The organism is Rufibacter glacialis, assembly GCF_008271745.1.
Taxonomy (GTDB): domain Bacteria; phylum Bacteroidota; class Bacteroidia; order Cytophagales; family Hymenobacteraceae; genus Nibribacter; species Nibribacter glacialis.
On sequence record NZ_VKKZ01000024.1, the window covers coordinates 1 to 20990 of the forward strand.

The 20990-nt window shown below is 53.4% G+C and carries 16 protein-coding genes; 14 read left to right on the forward strand and 2 right to left on the reverse strand.

The annotated features are described in order from the left end of the window. From FOE74_RS21500 to FOE74_RS17830, 13 genes are all read left to right on the forward strand, one after another. On the forward strand, positions 1 to 187 hold a 187-nt coding region (locus FOE74_RS21500; RefSeq protein ID WP_225840873.1), incomplete at its 5' end, for a hypothetical protein. A 165-nt stretch (positions 188 to 352) separates the two neighbouring features. Next, complete coding sequence (locus tag FOE74_RS17775) at positions 353 to 871, forward strand: hypothetical protein (RefSeq protein WP_149099986.1); 519 nt, start codon at positions 353 to 355, stop codon at positions 869 to 871. 209 nt (positions 872 to 1080) lie between these two features. Next, positions 1081 to 2118 (forward strand): DUF3667 domain-containing protein, encoded by a 1038-nt coding sequence (locus FOE74_RS17780; protein ID WP_149099987.1) that lies wholly within the window; start codon positions 1081 to 1083, stop codon positions 2116 to 2118. A gap of 87 nt (positions 2119 to 2205) precedes the next feature. Next, entirely contained in the window at positions 2206 to 2913 is a 708-nt protein-coding gene (locus tag FOE74_RS17785; RefSeq protein WP_149099988.1) for a head GIN domain-containing protein, read from the forward strand. Between the two features lie 502 nt (positions 2914 to 3415). After that, a complete protein-coding gene (locus FOE74_RS17790; protein ID WP_149099989.1) occupies positions 3416 to 6160 on the forward strand; it encodes a S8/S53 family peptidase in 2745 nt (914 codons plus the stop codon). Between the two features lie 302 nt (positions 6161 to 6462). Further along, positions 6463 to 8106 (forward strand): TldD/PmbA family protein, encoded by a 1644-nt coding sequence (locus tag FOE74_RS17795; protein WP_149099990.1) that lies wholly within the window; start codon positions 6463 to 6465, stop codon positions 8104 to 8106. Between the two features lie 61 nt (positions 8107 to 8167). Beyond that, positions 8168 to 8575, forward strand: coding sequence for a four helix bundle protein (locus tag FOE74_RS17800; protein WP_149099991.1), 408 nt, complete (start codon positions 8168 to 8170; stop codon positions 8573 to 8575). A gap of 40 nt (positions 8576 to 8615) precedes the next feature. Beyond that, positions 8616 to 9932 carry a TldD/PmbA family protein gene (locus FOE74_RS17805; protein ID WP_149099992.1) on the forward strand — a complete coding sequence of 439 codons (1317 nt, stop codon included), beginning with the start codon at positions 8616 to 8618 and terminating at the stop codon, positions 9930 to 9932. An 86-nt stretch (positions 9933 to 10018) separates the two neighbouring features. Continuing rightward, entirely contained in the window at positions 10019 to 12355 is a 2337-nt protein-coding gene (locus tag FOE74_RS17810; RefSeq protein ID WP_149099993.1) for a T9SS type A sorting domain-containing protein, read from the forward strand. 2 nt (positions 12356 to 12357) lie between these two features. Further along, on the forward strand, positions 12358 to 12978 hold the full coding sequence (locus tag FOE74_RS17815) for a DUF4159 domain-containing protein (protein ID WP_149099994.1): 621 nt from the start codon (positions 12358 to 12360) through the stop codon (positions 12976 to 12978). Positions 12979 to 13323: 345 nt separating this feature from the next. Then, complete coding sequence (locus FOE74_RS17820; protein WP_149099995.1) at positions 13324 to 14319, forward strand: AAA family ATPase; 996 nt, start codon at positions 13324 to 13326, stop codon at positions 14317 to 14319. Positions 14320 to 14340: 21 nt separating this feature from the next. Next, on the forward strand, positions 14341 to 14715 hold the full coding sequence (locus FOE74_RS17825) for an endonuclease domain-containing protein (protein WP_149099996.1): 375 nt from the start codon (positions 14341 to 14343) through the stop codon (positions 14713 to 14715). A 202-nt stretch (positions 14716 to 14917) separates the two neighbouring features. Beyond that, positions 14918 to 15802, forward strand: a complete 885-nt coding sequence (locus FOE74_RS17830) for a DUF58 domain-containing protein (RefSeq protein WP_149099997.1) — start codon at positions 14918 to 14920, stop codon at positions 15800 to 15802. A gap of 781 nt (positions 15803 to 16583) precedes the next feature. Here FOE74_RS17830 and FOE74_RS17835 read toward each other — a convergent pair. Both FOE74_RS17835 and FOE74_RS17840 read right to left on the reverse strand, forming a co-directional pair. Continuing rightward, on the reverse strand, positions 16584 to 18656 hold the full coding sequence (locus FOE74_RS17835; protein WP_149099998.1) for an insulinase family protein: 2073 nt from the start codon (positions 18654 to 18656) through the stop codon (positions 16584 to 16586). A gap of 33 nt (positions 18657 to 18689) precedes the next feature. After that, on the reverse strand, positions 18690 to 20015 hold the full coding sequence (locus FOE74_RS17840) for a M16 family metallopeptidase (protein ID WP_149099999.1): 1326 nt from the start codon (positions 20013 to 20015) through the stop codon (positions 18690 to 18692). A gap of 376 nt (positions 20016 to 20391) precedes the next feature. On the opposite strand from FOE74_RS17840, the gene FOE74_RS17845 reads away from it, so the two are divergent. After that, positions 20392 to 20832 carry a hypothetical protein gene (locus tag FOE74_RS17845; protein ID WP_149100000.1) on the forward strand — a complete coding sequence of 147 codons (441 nt, stop codon included), beginning with the start codon at positions 20392 to 20394 and terminating at the stop codon, positions 20830 to 20832. Positions 20833 to 20990 lie beyond the last annotated feature (158 nt).

A 20990-nucleotide genomic window follows, 5' to 3' on the forward strand; every position in this document is an offset into this window, starting at 1 on the left:
GAAAGGTCTCGCTGCAAAAGCTCCTGTAACTAATTCTACTGTCTTCCCAAATTCTCAGCCTAAAAACTATGCACAAGTTGTTATGTCGGAAACATTGGCCCGGCCAATACAGGCACTACTGGATAAACGTGAACCTACGCTTATCTGCACTATGGCCGGAGGTAAACCTACGGTTTGCCTACCGTGATTGACAGATAACCGTAACTGGACTTCCGAATATACTATATAGAAATCATACTATAAAGCGATGCTTCCTTTCTCCTTTCAAACCCCTTTTCAGAAAGTAGCCCTAAAGCCAGGCAGGGCCTGCAGGGGAAATCCGTACCTTTGCGGAGTTTTGAGAAGTCAGCGTATGAGCGAGAACCTTTTTCCAGAGATGCAGCATTTGCCGGGGCTGCCCTTAACCAAGACCACCCGCCTGGGGCAGGTGCAGTTCTTCCATTTCGGGAAGGCGCACATCATGAACGCAAGTGGCCTGGTCCTGGATGTGGGGGCCTGGACCCTGGAGGTAGCCTGCCATTGGCATCTGGAAGAGGCCGGAGCGGTTATTATCCGGTTTGAAGACGTGGAGATCCCTAAAGATGCGCAAGCGCTGGCAGACCCGGCCTTTGACCCGCAGGTACCCGGCAGCAACCTGCGGGACCGCAAACTGCAAGAACTGGTGCGGGGGCAGCAAGAGCCGATACGGGTTTGGCAAATAACCGCTTCGCCGGAGGGTGATCTGACCATTACCCTGGAAGGGAACCGGCTTCTCCATATCCAACCCAGCCAGGGCATATTAGAGGATACTGCCATTTTCTGGCGCCTTTTCAGCAATCCCCAGCCTTCTGAGGCGGTTGGTTTCGGGCCCGATGGGGTGGAGCGGACCTAAAACCCAGCGGCGCGTTTTGCGGTTCGTTTTTTAAAAAAAGCCTAGAAAAGACCTTCTGCAGAAATGGGTTCTTGACAGGCTGCAACCCTCGTTCTACAGGAGGTAAGGCTGGCGGCTTTTTTATGGGTTCACCCTGCTGGTGGCATTGCACTTGGGTATGATTCAACTATATTGCTTCCTGAATATATAGTAAAGAGTCAACCAGGTTTATGGGCAAGCACCTCCGGAAGTATCCCGTCTGCACCAATTGTGATTACACGTTTACCAAAGAGCAGCCAGATAATTTTTGTCCCCGGTGCGGGCAGGAGAACCATGACCTCAACGTCCCTTTCAAGCACGTGGCGCTGGAGGTGCTGGAAGGCACCATCCACTACGACACCAAGTTCTGGACCACCATCAAGTACCTGCTCTTCTACCCCGGTAAGCTCACCAATGAGTTCCACCGGGGGCGGCGCATAGGTTATGTGCCGCCCATCAGGCTGTATGTATTCATCAATTTCGTGTTCTTCTTTCTGCTGTCCATGCGCGTGGGGCATGTGGAGAATGAGCAGCAGAACAGGAGCATTGCCGAGCAGGTGAAGTCTAAGAATGCTGCTGAGTTTTTAAATCAGGTAGAAGTTGCCAATGACAGTGTCACGGCAGTTGTTGGGCAAAAGCAGCTGGCAGATTCTTTGGTCAAGGTTGGCAGAAGCGAAATGGTAAAGCAAAGCAAGACGTTAGAGAGTACTTTAGAGAAAATGGGCAGTGTCTCAGACTTCGCGCCGCAGGCTACCATTGACTCTTTGATCAGAGACGCTGACTTGTCCCCTAACTGGTATACCCAGTCTGCCATGCGCAAAGGTGTTCATTTAATTAAGCTTCCGCAGGAACAATTGATTACCAAGCTGCTTAAGTACTGGTCTGTGCTCATGTTCGTGCTCATGCCCATCTTCGCGCTCTTGCTCAAGCTGGTCTTCTTCAAGGCCCGGCGCTTTTACATAGAACACCTCATGTTCAGCATCCACCTGCACTGCTTTGTGTTTCTGCTGTTCATCATCTACATGCTCAGTCTGTACCTGTTCACCTCTTTTGATCTGTTCGCCTGGGTCAACCTGTTAGGTGCCCTTTACCTGTATCTAGGGCTTAAACGGGTGTTCCGGCGCAGTAGGCTGCGCACGCTGTTCAACATGGCCGCCGTGCTTTTCCTGTACTTTTTTGCCGGAATCATCACCTTGGGCCTAGGCTTGCTGGTAAGCGCGGTACTGTAAAGGCAGCGGGCAGGAGGGCGTGAAGCAACCTTTACCCCAAATCGGCATCTATGGAAGAAACAACCAGTTCATCAAATTCTTTATCTTATGGAAAAGACATTCTCGTTCCTCTTGTTGCTTCTTGCTTTGGTAGGTGTGGCCGCCCAGGCGCAAGCCCAGTCTGTAGAGGGCAACGGAAAAATGACTACTCAAACCCGTTCTGTGGGTTCTTTTGACAAAGTGCGGGTTAGCGGCGGCTTTGAAGTGGAACTCACCCAAGGTGCCAAGGAAGGCCTTAAGCTGGAGGCCGAAGAAAACATCATGCCGCTGATTGAATCAACGGTGGAAAACGGCACGCTCGTTATCAAGACCAAACCCAACAGCATCCGGAATGCCAAACGCCTGAAAGCTTATATTACCGTGCGTGACCTGAAAGCCCTGGAGTTGGCGGGTGGCATCAAACTCACCTCTACCAATACCATCAACGGGTCTGCCTTAAAGCTGGACTTCGCCGGCGGCATAGACGTCACCCTGGCCCTGCAGGTGAAAAGCCTGGACGCTGACATGGCCGGCGGAACAAAAGTTACGCTCAGCGGCCGTGCCGAAACCGTGAAACTAGACTTGGCCGGCGCCACCGAACTGAAAGCCCTTGACCTGAAAACCGATTACCTGTCATTGGATGCCGCGGGCGCCAGCCGGGCAGAGGTAAACGTGGCGAAAGAGCTCAGCGTAGACGCCGCCGGAATTGCGCGCGTAGACTACAAAGGCTCGCCTAAAGTGAAGCACAGTGGCATGGGCAGAGTAAGGCCTATTTAGGTTCCTCTGAATACTCTTATCCAAAGGAATGCCCCGGCTGCGCAAGTGGCCGGGGCATTCCTTTTTTCTGCCTAATAGCACCAGAAGCCTGGCACTTGGAGTTATTCTAATATAGATTTAGTTCAATATTAGGAAAGCGGTAAAAGAGCCAAGGATCTACCTAGATAAAGGGCGGCCGCTTTGGTATTTTTCAACCTTTTTACAAAAAACAGGAGCTAAATCAGCCTTTCACTTACGTGGATGAGTGGGTTCTTAACTATCAACAAGGAAGTAGCTTATATGGCAAATTGAAAATGGAAATCGATTCATTCTTGCCAAAGTATTACTAATAGCGCCTTGGCGGCTTCTCAGAAGAACGGACGGTAGTGTAAGGGCTTTTCTCTGCTTTTGCTATTATTCAAATATAGCAAAACCTATTTGACATAATGTGCCGTAGGTACAACTTCAAATCCCATTACACACAACCAACTAACACATGTAAAACTTTTACCCTCTTTCCTTTATGAGAAGAATTCTAGTAGTAGTGGCTTTCTGCCTCGCAACAGCAAGCCAAGCCTTTGCCCAGGCCTTTGTAGACCCTAAACTCAAGGCCGCCCTCGCTAACAGCCTCCTGCCCGTACAAGTAGTTGTTACCTTCAAAGGTGACGCAGCGCCCACGCTGTTGGATGTCGCCTCCCTCACCCGGGTAGGTATTGCCCAGGGACTTACCTTGCGCGCCCTCCCCATTGCTGGAGTAATCGCAACTGCCCCCCAGGTAGACGCGCTGGCCAAAGACGCCAGAGTGGTGTCTCTGTACCTGAATGAATCCTTGCGCCATGAGAATGATGGTGCTACGGCCCTTACCGGGGTAGACAAACTGCGCAACGAGCCTGGCTTTACCACTAAGAATGGAGGTTTCCCCGTTTCTGGCAGAGGTATAGGCGTTTTAGTGAATGACAGTGGCGTAGATGGTACTCACCCAGATCTGCAGTTCGGTAAAAACCTGAAGCAAAACGTAACGGCTGCCACCAACCTGAGATCAGTGAATGGCATTCTGCCTTACACCCCTGTTGAAAACGTTCCTAACACAGATGCTACCGGCGGTCATGGTACCCACGTGGCAGGTATTGTAGGTGGTACTGGCCAGGCCTCTAGCGGTAAGTACACCGGGGTGGCACCAGGCGCTGATCTGGTAGGGTATGGCTCCGGCGCAGCCCTTTTGCTGTTAGACGTGCTGTCTGGCTTTGACTACGCCATCATCAACCAGGCCCAATATAACATCAGAGTGATCACCAACTCCTTCGGGACCACCAGTGACACCGGTACAGACGTAGACCCGGCTGATCCTATCACCATGGCCACCAAACGCTGCGTAGACCGCAACATCGTAGTGGTGTTCTCTGCGGGTAACTCTGGTCCTGGCTCAGGAACCATTACCGGCAAATACAAAAAAGCCCCCTGGATCATTGCCGTAGCCGCCGGAGATAAGTCTGGCCGCCTGGCAAGCTTCTCTTCCAGAGGAATCCAGGGCAGAGGCGGTTCTTTCACCTTAGATGGCGTGAACTACTCGTGGCAAGACCGTCCTACGGTTACTTCTCCTGGGGTAGACATCATCTCCGCCAAAGTGACTGAGCCCTTAACGGCTTTGTCTCTTCAGCAAGATGCCGCTGCCATGGAGCCGGCGCATGTTCCTTTCTATACGCATAAAAGCGGTACGTCTATGGCGGCCCCGCACGTGGCGGGTATTGTCGCCTTGATTCTGGATGCCAACCCTTCCTTGTCCGTTGCTCAGGTGAAAGAGATCTTGCAGCAAACAGCCACCAACATCCCTAACCGCGCTTCCTGGGAAGTAGGGGCCGGATACGTGAACGCGTATGCAGCGGTAGACAGAGCGTTCAGAGCCGCTGCTCCCTATGGTTCTACGCTTAACCTCACCAGAAACTTCAACAGCAATGTGAATGCGAACAGTGAGTCTGAAAACTTTACCATCAACTACAACCCGGCTACTACTGCCACCAACCGGTACAACTTTACTGTGGCGGCTGGTACCACGGCCTTAGAGGCCAAGATCAAAGCGACCGGGATAGAAGGTGAAACCGGTAACCCGGTTAGATTGACCCTTATCTCGCCTAGTGGTGTGAGAACCAGTGCCGGTATTCCGGTAACGTTCTCTTTGAGCTATGACCGGGGCGTGGCAGTGGCTTCTCCTGAAGCCGGCACCTGGACCGCGGAAATCTCTGGTTTGAACGGAGTCGCTTTTCCTGAAAGCATCAAGGGCGTAGTAAACAAGATGACGGCGGCCGGCACTACCGGTCTGGCAGATATTGCCGGTCATCCGGCTGAGGCGTCTATCAAAATGGCCATCAGTGCCCGGCTAGCCGATGGTTTACCAGGTGGCACCTACAGCCCGGATGAACTCCTGAAACGTATTGACCTGGCCGACTACCTCATGATGGGCGAAGGCATCCGGCAGTTCTTGCCCGTAGATGGTTCCTTCACCCTCACAGACGTGAAAGACAGAAAGCTGCTGGCCGAGTCTATCGTGGCCAAGGGTGGTGCCCTGCGGGACAGAGCGCATGCTTTCAACGGCATCATGCTGCCGGTAGCTCCTGGCAAATTCTCCCCGTCTGGCAAAGTAAACCGGGCCGAGTTGTCTTACTCGTTGGTACAAGCCTTGGGCCTGCAGAAATTCGCCCTGGAGCGCAATGGGAAAGCTCCTACGGTCACCGTAGATGGCGTGACGTATCCCATTGAAGATGCGGCCTCTATTCCTGCTGGTCTGGAAGGGTACGTGAGCGTGGCGCTGGAACTGAACCTGATCAACGCCTACTACTCGGTAACCCAAGGGCCTTATGACCTGAAGCCTACCCTGCACGCCAGCTTCAAGCCGCTGCAAGACCTGACTAGAGGCGACTTTGCCGTCATCATCACCAGAACCCACGCCCAGTGGAACGCCGCAACGCAGCCAATTGCCGCAACAAGTACTTCAACGGCTGTGGCCGCGTCTGCAAACGACCGCGTGTACTCGTACCCGAACCCCTTCACGGGCAGAACCACCATCAGCTACGCCGTAGCGCAGGAAGGACCGGTTCAGATCCATGTGTATGACATGATGGGCAACAAAGTACAGACCCTGGTAGCAGAGCGCAAAGCTCCCGGAAACCATTCAGTGGTGTTAGACGCCGCTCACCTGCCTAACGGAACCTACCTGTATAAAGTAGAAACCGGAAACAAGGTGTACACTAACCGGGTAGTGCTGGCTAAATAGAAAGTAAGCACCTGATTTTAGTTTGCGCTCAACAAAAAGGCCGTCTCTTCAGACGGCCTTTTTTATTTACCGGAAAAATATCTTCTAGGTCAGAAAGGAAAGAGGGTCAGGGGCATGAAGGGAGTCTGTTTAGGCTCTGAATTCTCAAAACAAGCCCTGAAACAGGAAACACCTCCTGGCCAATTCTTAGGTTGAAAGACTATTTCTACGGGAAATTCTTGCATTCCTGCTGAACAAAAAGTAAACTTAATGGGGCAAATTCCTTGCTCCTGAACCCTTCGCTTACCAAACAAAACAAACCCTTGAAAAGACGTGACTTTATTGGATTGACCGCTATGGGTGTGGGGGGGCTGCTGCTCTCCAACGTGCCTACCTTTGGTCATGAGATTGATCCGGCCCGTGCCCTGGAAACCGTGGACGTGGCCCTCAAAAAACGCCTGGCAGACGTGGCCCTCAACGCGGCCAAAAGCAAAGGCGCCACCTATACTGACGTACGCATAGGCCGTTACCTGGCTCAGAACCTGTTCACCCGTGAAAAGCAGGTGCAGGGCATCAGCACCACCGAGAGTTACGGCGTGGGCGTGCGTGTGATCGCCAACGGCACCTGGGGCTTTGCTGCCACCTCAGACGTGAGTGACAAAGGCATTGCCAAAGCCGCTGAGCAGGCCGTGGCCATTGCCAAAGCCAACTCCAAGCTGCAGAAAGAGCCGGTGCAACTGGCCCCGCAGCAAGGGTACGGGGAGGTTTCCTGGAAAACACCCATTAAACAGAACGCCTTCGCGGTGCCGGTCTCTGAGAAAGCCGACCTGCTTTTGGCGGCCAACGCCGCTGCTCTGGCGGGTGGCGCCAATTTCGTGAACTCGGCGCTGTTCCAGATCAACGAGCAGAAATACTTCGCCTCTACAGACGGTTCGTACATTGACCAGGACATTCACCGTATCTGGCCCAATTTCACGGTGACGGCGGTAGACAAGGCCTCTGGCAAGTTCAAAACCCGCGATGCCCTGAGTGCGCCTATGGGCATGGGCTTTGAGTACCTCACGGTGAAAGCGCCTACCAAAAAAGGCCCGGAAGGCACCGGCCTCATTGGCTATGACAAGTACTATGACATCGTTGCCGATGCCGGTCTGGCTGCCAAGCAGGCCAAAGAGAAACTGACGGCCAAGTCAGTCATGGCCGGTAAATATGATCTGGTGCTGGACCCCAACCACCTGGGCCTCACCATCCACGAAAGCGTGGGTCACCCATTGGAACTGGACCGCGTGCTGGGCTACGAGGCCAACTACGCCGGTACCTCCTTTGCCACCCTGGACAAGTGGAAAACCAAGAACTTCCCGTACGGCAGCAAATTGGTGAACATCTTCGCCGACAAAGTACAGGAAGGATCGCTGGGCGCCGTGGGCTATGACGATGAAGGCGTGAAAACTAAGAAGTGGGACTTAATCAAAGACGGAACGCTGGTGAACTACCAGGCCACCCGTGATCAGGTCCACATCATTGGCGAGAAAGAATCGCACGGCTGCTCTTACGCCGATAACTGGAGCTCGGTGCAGTTCCAGCGCATGCCTAACGTCTCTTTAGCCGCCGGTAAACAGAAACTGAGCGTGGACGAGATGATCAAAGATGTGAAACGCGGCATCTACATTGCCGGGCGCGGGTCTTACTCCATTGACCAGCAGCGCTACAACTTCCAGTTTGGCGGGCAGCTCTTCTACGAGATCAAAGACGGCAAGATTGTGGGGCCTTTAGAGGACGTGGCTTACCAGAGCAATACCCAGGAATTCTGGAACTCCTGCGCCGCCATCTGCGACGAGAGTGACTACCGCATGTTCGGGTCGTTCTTTGACGGCAAGGGCCAGCCCAGCCAGGTCAGCGCCGTCTCGCACGGCTCCGCCCACACCCGCTTTAATGGGGTGAACGTGATCAACACGGGGCGGAAAATCTAAGATTTTCCAGTCCTGAGTTCTGAGTCTAGAGTCCTGAGTCTGAAATAGAAAGTGTAATCCTATGGCGGAGAGTATCATTGCAGTTAAGTCTTACAGTTTCGCTTTGCGGATGATTAAATTATATAAGCATCTGCAGAAAGAGCAGCGGGAGTTTTATGTCTTGACCAAGCAGGTCTTGCGCAGTGGAACTTCCATTGGAGCAAATGTAGAGGAGGCGTTGGGTAGTCCATCCGGTGCTGATTTCAGAAATAAACTTACTGTAGCTCTAAAGGAGGCAAGAGAAACCAGCTACTGGTTAAGACTTTTGAAAGACTCTGAAATTATTTCTTTGACTTCTTTCAACAGCATTCATGCAGAATGTCAGGAACTCATCAAAATCCTGAAAAGCATCATTCTGACCTCTAAAAAGAACGACAAGAAAGGTCTAACCCCTTCCACTCAGGACTCAGAACTCAAGACTCAGGACTAAAACAAATAGTTTCCATCAACATCAGACGTTATTCAATCAAATGGCAATACTAAGTAAAGACCAAGCCCAGGCGCTCCTGAAAAAAGCCCTGAGTTATTCAAAAGCCGATGAGTGTGAGGTGAACTTGAGCGGGTACAAAGGCGGCAACATCCGCTACGCCCGCAGCACGGTCAGCACCAGCGGCGAGGAAGAGAATATGTCCCTGGCCGTGGAGGCCCGCTTCGGTAAACGTTCAGGCGTGGCTACCATCAACGAGTTTGACGATGCTTCCTTGGAGAAAGTAGTGCGCCGCGCCGAAGAGGTGGCCCGCATCGCACCCGAGAGCCCGGAGTACGTGCCTATGCTGGGGCCGCAGAATTACCTGCCCAGCAACGCCTGGTTCAAGACTACGGCAGACATCAACCCGGAATACCGGGCCGAGGCCGCCCGTAAGAGCATGGCCCTGGCTGATAGCAAGAAGCTCACTTCGGCGGGTTTCTGGGAAGATCGCAGCGGCTTCAACGCCAAGATGAACTCCAAAGGCCTGTTCGCCTACAACCAAAACTCCGGGGTGGATTTCTCCGTGACCATGCGTACCGAAGACGGCACCGGCTCCGGCTACGTCACCCGCGATGTGAGCGATGTGAGCAAACTGGACACCGCCGCCGCCTCCGAGATTGCGGCCCAGAAAGCCTTGGGCTCCAAAGGCGCCAAAGCCATTGAGCCCGGCAAGTATACCGTGATTCTGGAGCCTACTGCGGCCGTAGATTTGCTGCAGAACATGTTCCGGAGCATGGACGCCCGCTCCGCGGAGGAAGGTCGCTCCTTCCTGAGCAAAACCGGGGGAGCCACCAAGTTGGGGGAGAAGATGTTCGATTCCCGCGTGACCATCACCTCAGACCCCACCAACCCCGAAATCCCCACCTCTACCTGGTCCGGCGACGGACGCCCGCACGAGAAAGTCACCTGGATTGACAAAGGAGTCATCAAGAACATGCCGTATTCCCGCTTCTGGGCCGAAAAAAAAGGCGTGAAAGGTTTGCCCTCGCCGGGTGGGTTCATCATGGCCGGCGGCAACCAGAGCCTGGAAGACCTCATCAAAGGCACCCAGAAAGGCATCCTGGTCACCCGCCTCTGGTACATCAGAGCAGTAGACCCGCAGACCCTGCTCTACACCGGCCTCACCCGCGACGGAACCTTCTACATTGAGAACGGCAAAATCAAGCACCCGGTCAAGAACTTCCGCTTCAACGAGAGCCCGGTGATCATGCTCAACAACCTGGAGGCCCTGGGTAAACCGCAGCGCATTGGCGGCAACCTGGTACCCCCTATGAAAATCAGGGACTTCACCTTCACCAGTCTGTCAGACGCGGTGTAAGGAAGGACAGAGCAACCATTTTAAATGCCGCAGGCCCACCGCGCCTGCGGCATTTCTTTATTTCTCAGGACGAGATATAGGTATCCATGACAAGAATTCCAGTATTGTGTTTCATAGTAGGTGTACTGCTTTCTTACGCCGGGCATGGGCAAGCAATTGACCCGGCCTTTCACCCCAAGATAGAGCGCGGAGCTGAAATCTATAGCATTACCAAACTCAGTGAGGGAAAGGTGCTGGTGGCCGGTAATTTTGAGCGGGCAGAGGGGCAGGAAGCTCCTGGCCTGGTGAAACTGGGCGCAGACGGAAAAGTAGATGCTTCTTTTAAATTAGTAGGTGCCCAATGGAGTATCAATGATCTTGTTACGGTAGAACAAAAAGACAAGCGTCTCTTAGTAGGAGGACCAATCTTTCCTACCCCCCAACAACCTAATATCGGCATTTGCCGCCTCCTGCAAGACGGCAGCTTAGATAATACCTTTACCAGTCCGGTGGCCAGCGGCAGTGTTAGCACCATTCTTGAGCAGGCAGATGGGAAGATAATTATTGGGGGCTCCTTTACGCTGAAAGGCAACACCACCCTCAAAAATATGGCGCGTCTGCTCAGCAATGGTACTCTTGACAACACCTTTCAAGTTGCGGTGGGCGCGAACCAAGCCGTAAAAGTCATCAGGGAGCAACCAGATGGAAAGCTTTTGGTAGGAGGAGATTTTACCCAATTTGAGAACGCCGTCACCTATCGGAAACTGATAAGGTTGTCTTCTGCGGGTGCAGTAGATGCCACCTTTGGCTGGGCGAACCTCGTGCATGAGGCAAACGGTGTGGTGGATCTTTTACTTCTGCCAGATGGGAGAATCCTTTTTGCCACCAAGCAAAAAAGGTCCAGTGCAGATACCGGCTACATAGGCCTGGGTTGCCTCAACGGCTCCGGGGCGCAAGCCACTAGCTTTGAGAATCCGTTTTCTCCTACTACTGGTTCAGTAAGCGGGAATATGCTTTCCCTGGCTCTGCAAGACGGCAAAGTGCTTGTTGGGGGTACACTGATCAATAAAGCCACCTCAGCGGCTGTGCCGGTAGTAAGAATTACGGCTGATGGCCTTCTGGACAACTCTTTTCTACAGGTGACTTCTTCTGGTGCCGTTATCTGCCGGAGCCTGGCGGTGCAAGCCGATAACAGCATTCTAATGGGAGGTGCTTTTGATAACTTTTCCGGCGTACATTCCAACGGTATTAACTTATTGGGCAGAGACGGCGGCCTCCAGGTTACCTTCGTTCCTGATCTGAGAACCCGCGGTTGGGTAAGGCGTGTCCTGGTGCAGAAAGATGCAAAGATTATTATTGCCGGGGACTTTGACTTTGTCAACAACACCAGAATAACCAATGCGGCCCGCCTTCTCCCCAACGGGTCAGTAGATGCCTCCTTTGATTTCGGGCATCTTTTTCAGGGTACCTCACCCAACCTGGCTATTCAGGAGGATAAGATTATTCTCCCTGCTCCCGCAGGAGGAACCCTGATGCGCATTGGCTATGATGGCCGGGAAGATGCCTCTTTTATAAAGCTCCCGATAACCGCTGTCAATGCCCTGGCCGTGACACCTGACGGCAAAATCATGGTGGCTGGCCTTGTCAATGGAAAACGATTTGTTCGTTTACAGGCCAACGGCACCCTGGACCAGACGTTTGAGATTGACCCTACCATTAGATTTCCCGCTCAAACCATGTCAGTACAAGCTGATGGCAAGGTAGTGGTAGGAAGAAGAGACCCTACTACTACTACTACTACTACTACTATTTACCCCACCGACCTTCTATTTAGGCTTACTACCCACGGGGCGCTGGATAATTCTTTCCATATTGGAACAGGTCCGGCCAATGATGTTAACAACGCGCTACACATTTCTACTGTAGTTGCGGAGCCAAACGGGACGCTTTTGGTGACAGGGCAATTTGAATCCTTTAGCGGAAACACTACTTCCGCCACCGGCGGGATTGTGCGGCTGCATGAGAACGGCAGTTTCTTGGCTCCATTTACAGTTCCTGGTACTGACCTTAACTTTGTGTATGACGTGGCCAGGGAGGCCGCCGGCTCGTATCTTTTAGCAACATACTATTTTGGGGGCACCTCAAGAGCGCTGGTGAGGGTGAGTGCTACGCCCTTGGCTACAGGTAAAGAGACAGCCCCTGCTTTGACATCCATTTACCCCAATCCATTCGCCGGCACATTAAATGTTTCGTTAAAAGAAAGGCGCTCTAACAACTATGAGATTCGCGTGCTATCTCTCCATGGCCGGGAACTTTACAAGGGTATTTACCAGAACCCGGAATTTTCCCTGCCGTTGAGTCTCTTAACCAACGGAGTCTATTTGCTGGAAACAAGTGCCAACGGGAAGCGAGAAACCCGAAGAATTATTAAGATCAGCCAGTAGCCTTGCCAACTCCCTTCACCTTTGTACGCCTGCAATACCGCTCCGGCAACTGGGACACCGACCAGCGCATGCCCTCCAACCTGCTGCACTCGCTGGTAGAATATACCACCGTGCCCGTGGTGGAACAGGAGAAAGTCATTTCACTGGAAAGTACCGAGCTGTTCCGGTATCCGTTCTGCTACCTGAGCGGCCACAAGCTGGTGCAGTTCAACGCCAAGGAGAAAGCCAATTTCATAAAATACGTGCAGAACGGCGGCTTCGTGTTTGTGGACGACTGCAACCATGACATTGACGGGCTGTTTGCTAGGTCTTTTGAGGAACAGATGCGGGTCTGCTTCGGCCCGAAGGCCTTGCGTAAAATCCCCAACAACCACGCGTTGTATAAGGCTTTCTTCAAATTTGAGGAAGGCCCACCCACCACGTCTTTTGAGCTCAACGGCTGGGGCGATGACCTGGTGCACGACTACCTCAAAGCCTACGAGGTGAACGGCCGCATTGGCGTATTGTATAGCAACAAAGACTATGGCTGCGAGTGGGACTACGACTTCCGAAACAAGCGCTGGCTTGCCGAGGACAATACCAAATTCGGGGTGAATATCCTGATGTACGCGTTGACCAGTTAAGGCTTCTGCAGATTACAAAATAGGAAGGGTGAAAACTGAGCTTGTTTTTAGCCTGCTATCTGGAAACCAGGCCACAAGCGCAAGAGCATAGTTCTTTTTAAAGGGTAGAATGCGGGGATGGCGGGGCCTATTTGGTATTGCAGATTCTGTACGGACAGGTCGCTACCTGTCCTGATACGCATATTAGTTTCCAATACGCAGACCAGCGCCGGGCCTTTGCTTAGCGTTAGAGGCAAGCTGAGAAACCACTTTTTGGCCTGCTTTTCTAAAAACAGGAGTAAAACCCCGAGGTTAATCCAGTAACAATCGCTTACTTACTTTCCTTAACCATAGCTTCCGCCGCCTGTGACCGCACAAGAAGTAACCCAGCTTTTAGAAAAACTACCCCTTCTCCGGCAGGAAATCCATAAAGTCATTGTAGGCCAGCAGGAAGTGCTGGACGAGGTGCTCATCACGCTTTTGGCCGGCGGGCATGGCCTGCTGGAAGGCGTGCCGGGCCTGGCCAAAACGCTCTTGGTGCGTACCCTGGCCAGCGCCGTGGAGTTGCCCTTCCGCCGCATCCAGTTCACCCCAGACCTCATGCCCACCGATATCCTGGGCACCGAAGTCCTGGAGGAGGACCACACTACCGGCAAACGCTTCTTCCAGTTCAATGAAGGTCCCATCTTCGCCAGCATTGTGCTAGCCGATGAAATCAACCGCACGCCGCCCAAAACGCAGGCGGCCTTGCTGGAGGCCATGCAGGAATTTGAGGTAACCTACGCCGGCAAAACCTACCCGCTGCCGCGCCCCTTCTTCCTGCTTGCCACCCAGAACCCCATTGAGCAGAGCGGCACCTACCCCCTGCCCGAGGCGCAACTAGACCGTTTCCTGCTCTACATCAAAATCAAGTATCCCACGGAACTGGAGGAAATCTCCGTCCTGAAAAGCACCACCGGAGGAAACCGGGCCCAAGTGCAACCGGTCTTGTCTGGCCCGGAGATTCTGGCCCTGCAACGCTTGGTGCGCGAGGTGTCTATCTCAGATGAGCTGGTGGCCTACGTGGCACGCCTGGTACGCGCTACTCGTCCAGAGGAAACCCAGGTGCCCTTTGTACAGGAGTTTGTGCGCTGGGGAGCCGGTCCGCGGGCTGGGCAGGCCCTGATTCTGACTGCCAAAGCCCGCGCCCTGCTGCAAGGCCGCTTCGCCGTAACCTTGCCCGATTTGCACACTATGGCGTATCCCGTGCTTCGGCACCGTATTCTGGTCAACTTCTCGGCAGAGGCGGATAACATCATCACCGACAAGGTAGTGGAGGAACTAGTGAAAGGCGTTGAACTGCCGAGGGAGGTGTTGCGGTAAGCGAAAGATTATGTTCGTTTTATGGCAGGCAATCATCGCTACAACAAGAACCTAAAGCCATTTGCCAAATCTTTGCGGGCGGACTCTACCAAAGCAGAAATCAGGCTTTGGAGCGAATTGCTGAGCAAAGGGAGAATGGGCATTTCTTTCCTCCGCCAGCGGCCGATAGGTAACTACATCGCAGATTTCATGTGTAAGGAGCTGATGTTGATTATTGAAGTGGACGGCTATTCACATAACTTTAAAACGGATGAAGACCCGCAGCGAGATAGAGATTTATCAGCATTAGGATTCACCGTCTTAAGGTTCACGGATGATGAAGTGATGAACGATTTACCCAATGTGCAGCGAACCTTAGAAACCTGGATTGAAGACAAGAAAGGTAGCGGGAGATGATTGGCACGCATTCCGTCCCCCTTAGAAGGGGGTAGGGGGATGATGACTCGTGCAGATTATCGCATGCCGAGAATCATCTTTGCCTGTCTCCTTGCCGTTGCTTATGGTTCTTCTGCGGCCTCGGTCATCCCCCTACCCCCTTCAAAGGGGGACGAAGAAGTTCATAAAGAAGGTCAACCATTAAAAACAATAACTCTAATCCATGCCCCACCGCCTCCTCAACCCGCAAACGTTCGCTGCTATCAAAGACCTGCGCCTTATTGCAAAGGCGGTGGTGGATGGGTTTCTGTTGGGGCAGAACCAGAGCATCAGGCGGGGGCCGGGCATTGAGTTCGCGCAGTACCGGAGTTACCAACCCGGCGATGACCTTAGGCAATTGGACTGGAAAATGTTCGCGCGGTCAGACAGGTATTATATCCGGGAATCTGAGGTAGACAGCAGCGTGGCCGTGCGATTTGTGGTGGACGCCAGCGGCTCCATGGCGCACCAGGACGGCACCCTCGCCAAGCTGGACTACGCCCGCTATCTGGTGGCGGCGCTCGCTTACCTGGCCACGCAGCAGGGCGATGCCGTCGGGTTGTTTGTGCTGCAGGAAGACCAGTTGGTGCCCTTGGCCCCGGGGCAGTCCACCCAGCACCTGCAGCGGCTCTTCCACCAGCTGGACCAGGTGAAACCGGGCGGACAGTTCCCCGCCGCTGACTGTTTAGCCCCTGTTTTCGCCAAAAAGCGGCAAAAGGAGCTGACCGTGCTGGTCACCGACATGTACGAACAGACCTCGGAGATTACTGACACCCTGCGCAAAATAGGCGCCCGCGAGAAAGACACGCTGTTGTTCCATCTCATGGGGCAGAACGAACTGGAATTCAACTACCAGGGTCCGGTCTCATTCCAGGACCTGGAAACGGGCCAAACCATTCAGGTGAGTTCTGAAACCCAACGCACCGAGTACCTCCAGAACCTCCACCAATGGCTCCAAGCCCTGGAAACCGATGCCCGGAAAAAACAGATCCACTACGAGCGTTTCCACCTGCACGAACCTTTAGACAAAGCATTGCGGGCTTTCCTGCTGAGCCGGGCAAAGCAGTAAGGGAGTCCTGAATTTTTAGTTCTGAGTCTTGAGTCCAGAGTTCTGAGTCTTGAGTTTGGGGAAGATTGCGTTTAGGCGGTTGTTTTCAGGAAAGAGGCTCAAAACACAGGTTGCGAGGGGGACCGTTGTTGGCAGAGACACTCGTAGGTCCTCCAGACACTACGAGGTCATTGGAGAAAGGCATGGCGGAGGGCAACAAGGAGCTTTTATTTTTTGCTGGCGCGAGACTTGAGTCTCGTGACATGGGATGATGCGAGTCTCCAGACTCGCCGGGAACCACGAATAGATTGCTTCTGCTGGAGAATTAACCCAGAAGTTTCATTTTCCCCATTTCCAAAGTCTCTGAAATTTTTCCTCCTTCAGAAAACTATTCCCGGCATTTAAAGAGCAGAAGTGGTGATCTGCTGCCCCGCTTTCGCTGCTTGGCAGCGAGGGTAGTCAGAGACTACCCGTTATCCCTGGGTCACGAGTCTGGAGACTCGCGCCAGGAAATGCTCCTTCATTTTACTATACACCTCAGATTTCCCCTCCTAACCCAACTGCGCCCGCTCAAAAGACCTCGTAGTGTCTTGCAGACCTACGAGTGTCTACGCCAATAACGGTTCCTCCTAAATCACAAAGAACCATTTTGAACGTGTTTTCCATAAAACCAGGCAGTAACCAAAGTGCTCCACTGGAGCCAGGGCATTATAAGCAACACCCCTAAAAGATCGGCCCTGTTTTCGGCTCCTTTTCATCAAAAGGAGCCGAAAACAGGGCCGATACCACTGAGTAGGAAGCCTTATTTTATTTTGAAGACCTCGTCTTTCAGGTTCTTGTTGATTTCTACGCTGGTCACGGTAGAGGAGATGACCTGGTTGCCGATGTGCAGGTCAATCTGGTGCGGGAACTTGATGCCGTTCACCTCGCGGTAATCTTTCAGGTCAATGGTCTGGTTGGCAGTGCCTACCGAGGTCTGCTCCGTGGCTACCTCACGTACTTTCAGGCCGGTTTCCTTATCAAAGTAATGATAAGACTTCTTGCCGCTGGGAAGGGTCAGCTCTAGTTTGTAGGCATCACGTCCTTCTACTTTCTCTACCTGGTTCAGGGCCAGTTTCACGCCCAATTGGTCATAGTTCAGGAAGCTCGTCCAGATGTCCAGTTTTTGGTCTTGAAGCTCGGCCGGCGACATTTCCTTTACCTGGCCCTGGGTGATGATGGCGCCTTTGGAACCGTTGATGGCCACCCGATTGATCTCGTTTTCATTGAACTTGATGGTCATCAGAGACTTGTCAAGGCCTTTTTGCTGCATCAATACATTGAGCTGGGCGCCGGGCACGTTCATGGTGCGCTTGATGGTGAGATCCTTCACCTTCTCCACGTTGGCTTTGCCGCCCAGAGCGTTGATGTAGGCCGCTAACACCGTTTGCACGTTCACGCCGGCGGGCAATGACATCAAAGGAGCCTCGGTCTTTTCCCCAAACGCGTTGTAGAACGAGATAGGCTGGTTGGCGTTGAAGCGCTTCAGCTTGTCGGTGATCTCGCGGGCGTTGCCTACGGCCACCAGGTACGCCTTCTCGGGCTGAAGGTACTGCTGGGCCACGCGCTGAATGTCTGCGGGCGTCACGGCGGCTACGTTCTTGAGGTAGTTGGCGTAGTAGTCTTTGGGCAAGTCATAGCGGGCGGTGTTAATGGCGAACATGGCCACAGTAAGCGGGTTCTCCAGGGAACGGGCGAAAGAGCCGGTGATCATGTTCTTTACTTTCTGCAGTTCCTGGGCCGGTACCGGCTCTTTGCGCAGGCGGTCCATTTCATGCATGATCTGCGTGAAGGCGCTGTCGGTGACGGTGTTGCGTACGCTGGCGAAAGCGCTGAAACGGCCGGAAAGGCGGTCATTAGACAAAGAAGAATTAGAGCCATAGGTGTAGGCGTGCTTCTCGCGTAGGTTGGCATCCAGGCGGGCGAAGGAACCTCCCAGGATGTTGTTCATCAAAGAAGCCGCAATGGCATCTGGGCTGCCTGGTTTCAGGTCAACGGCGTAAGAAACCGAGATGTTGGATTGCACCGAGTTAGGCCGGTCCACAATAGCCACCTGATTGGCCGTCAACGCAGCCGGAGCAGGGAACGTGGTTTGCTTTACCTCAGCTTTCTTCCATTTGCCAAAGTACTGTTTCACCAGCTTCTTGGCTTCTTTGGGGGTGATGTCGCCTACAATGGCCAGGTAGCCGATGTTGGGCTTGAAGTACGTGTTGTAGTACTGCTGCACGTCTGGCAGGGAGATGTTCTGCACGGTTTTCTCGGTGAGCACCTCGCCGTAGGGGTGGTTCTTGCCATAGAGCAGGGCCTGCTGCACGTTGCTTTCAATGGTAGCCGGGTCATCTTTAGACGAAGCCAGGTTAGAGGCCATCTGCTTTTTGAACTTGTCCAGCTCTTCCTGGGTGAATTTGGGGTTCAACACCACATCCGCGGAAAGCTCCAGCAGTTTAGGAAAGTGCTTTTTCAGACCCGAGGCCGTGAAACCGGTAGACGAAGTGTTCAGAGAGGCGCCAATGAAGTCTACCTGCTCGTCTAGCTGGTCTTTGGTGCGGGTGGTGGTGCCGCTCCGCATGAGGTAACCGGCGGCTCCGGTCAGGCCGGCTTTCTCGCCTTCCAGCACCGGGGCGCGGTCCAGCACCAGGCTCAAGGCCACGGTGGGCAGCTTGTGGTTTTCCACCACGTACACCTTGAGGCCGTTGGGCAGCGTGAAGAACTCGTATTTGCCTAGCTCAATGGTAGGCGCCGGCCCCGCAGGCGGGGGCGTTTGCTTCGTGGTTTGGGCCGTGCCGCTAAAGGAGACAGCCAGCGCCAACAGGAAAATCGAAATATATTTTTTCATGGAATTCTGTGAATAAGGGAAAGGAACAGGCGCTTATCTGGCTTGGCTGGCCTTGGGCAGGTAATGCAGCACGGCGCGGTTCTCTTTGGTAAAGTATTTCTTGGCTACCCGCATGAGGTCATCTTTGGTCACTGCCAGGATCTTGTCCAGCTCTGTGTTGATGAGGTTGGTGTTGCCGTACAGGGCGTGGTAAGAAGCCAGTTTCTCAGTGCGGCCTTCCAAGGTAGAGAGACCGTTGATGTAGTCGGTCTCCATCTGGTTGCGCAGTTTCTGGAACTCCTGGTCAGAGATGGTCTCGTTCTTCACGCGGTCTACCTCAACGTCCATGGCCCGCTCCAGGTCATGCACATCTACGCCCATGTTGGCAATGGCCAGGTTAATGAACAAGCCTGGGTCTTCCAGTGACAACGGAATAGAGGCCACGGTCACGGCTTTCTGCTGCTTGTCCACCAAGGCCTTGTTCAGGCGCGAGCTGGGGCCGCCGGCCAGCAGGGTGGTAAGCATGTTGATGGCGTAGGAGTCCTCAGAGCCCTGGGCCGGAATATGGTAGGCCTGTATCACCGCCGGTAGCTGGATGTTGTCAAACACTACCTTGCGGCCTTCCTCCATCTGGGGCGGTTCTACCACGCTGGGGCGCGGAATAGTGCCTGTTCCCTTAGGAATAGCGCCGAAATACTGCTCTACCCACGCCTTGGTCTGGTTGATGTCCAGGTCGCCGGCAATGGTGAGGGTGGCGTTGTTGGGTACGTAGAACGTTTTGTAGAACTGCTCAAACTCGCGGGCCGAGGCTCTGTCAATGTACTGCGCGGAGCCGATGGGCACCCAGCGGTACGGGTGCACCGCGTAGGCCGTAGCGAAGGTGTTCTCCAGCAACGTACCATACGGCTGGTTGTCTATGCGCTGTTTCTTTTCTTCTTTCACCACCTGGCGCTGCGTCTCAATGCCCTGCTGGTCAATCTTGGCGGCCCGCAGACGGTCGGCTTCCATCCAGAGGCCCAGGGCCAGTTGGTTAGACGGCAGAATCTGGTAATAGTAAGTGCGGTCAAAGGAGGTGTTGGCGTTCACGGCCCCACCGGCGCTCTGGATCATGTTGATGTACTTGCCGCGCTCCACGTTCTCAGAGCCCTCAAACATCAAATGTTCAAAGAAGTGCGCGAAACCGGTACGGTCTGCGTTCTCGTTCTTGGAGCCCACGTGGTACATCATGGTCACGGCCACGGTAGGCGTAGTTTTGTCCTGGTGCAGGATCACGTGCAGCCCGTTGGGCAGGTCGTACTCCGTGAACTCAATTTTGTTGCTCTGTGCGGCCGCCGTCAAGCTGGCACCCAGCAACAGGAGACTCAAAATCTTACGTTTCATTCAAAAAGCATTAAAAATAAAAAAGGGTCGTTGGTCAGGTTTGGCGCGTTTTTGGCTAAGTAGCCAGAAAACGTCCTTAAAATTAAGGCAATTTTTTAGAAAACTGTTCCATCGCCTTGATTGCCTTTCAGATAGTTCTGTTTTTTTTACCCAGGCATTAAACCAAAGACCGGTATTTCTCTCTAACAGCAGGTTTACATTTGTCTTTTGCGCTGCAAAATTCCATAGCAAGAACCTGCGTTCATCTTTTCTCGCCCCGTAGCGCTGCTAGGCGGCTCAAAAATGCTTCCGCAGAACCTTACTCTGGCCTTTTTCGCTCGCAAAATCAAAAGTTAAACAACTTCTAATCTGCAAACCCTTACCCAACCACAATAGTATGAAAACTCTACAAAAATTAACCACGCTCGCTTTCCTGTTCGTAGCGCTGTTGGCCGGAACCTCGGCCTTCGCCCAGCAAACCCAGTCGCCGCAGGGCCAGGGCCGCGCCAGGCTCACCGCCGAAGAGCGGGCCATGATGCAGCTGGAGCGGTACCAGAAACAACTGGAACTGACCCCAGATCAGACCACTAAGATCAAAGCCATTGTGCTGGAATCTGCCCAGGAAATGGACAAGATGCGCGCCGCCGGCGGACGTCCTGACCGGGCCGCCATGCAAGCCGAAGCCCAGAAACGCGCCACACAAATCAACACCCTCCTGACCCCTGCCCAGCAAGAGAAATTCGCCAAAATGCTGGCCGAACAAATGGAAAGAGGCCAGAACGGCGGCGGACAAGGCCAGGGAGGCCCGCGCCGTCAAAACAGCCAAGGCAACCAATAAGCCTTCCCCGTTCAAGAACCATCAAAGCCGGAGACTTTCTCCGGCTTTTTTTGTGCCCGTTCACGTAGCAGGTACCTAGTATTTGAATGCTGTAGAGACCAGGCACTGCCTTGTCTCCACGGTACCTGATCACCGGTATTTGATTTATCTGATTGTAA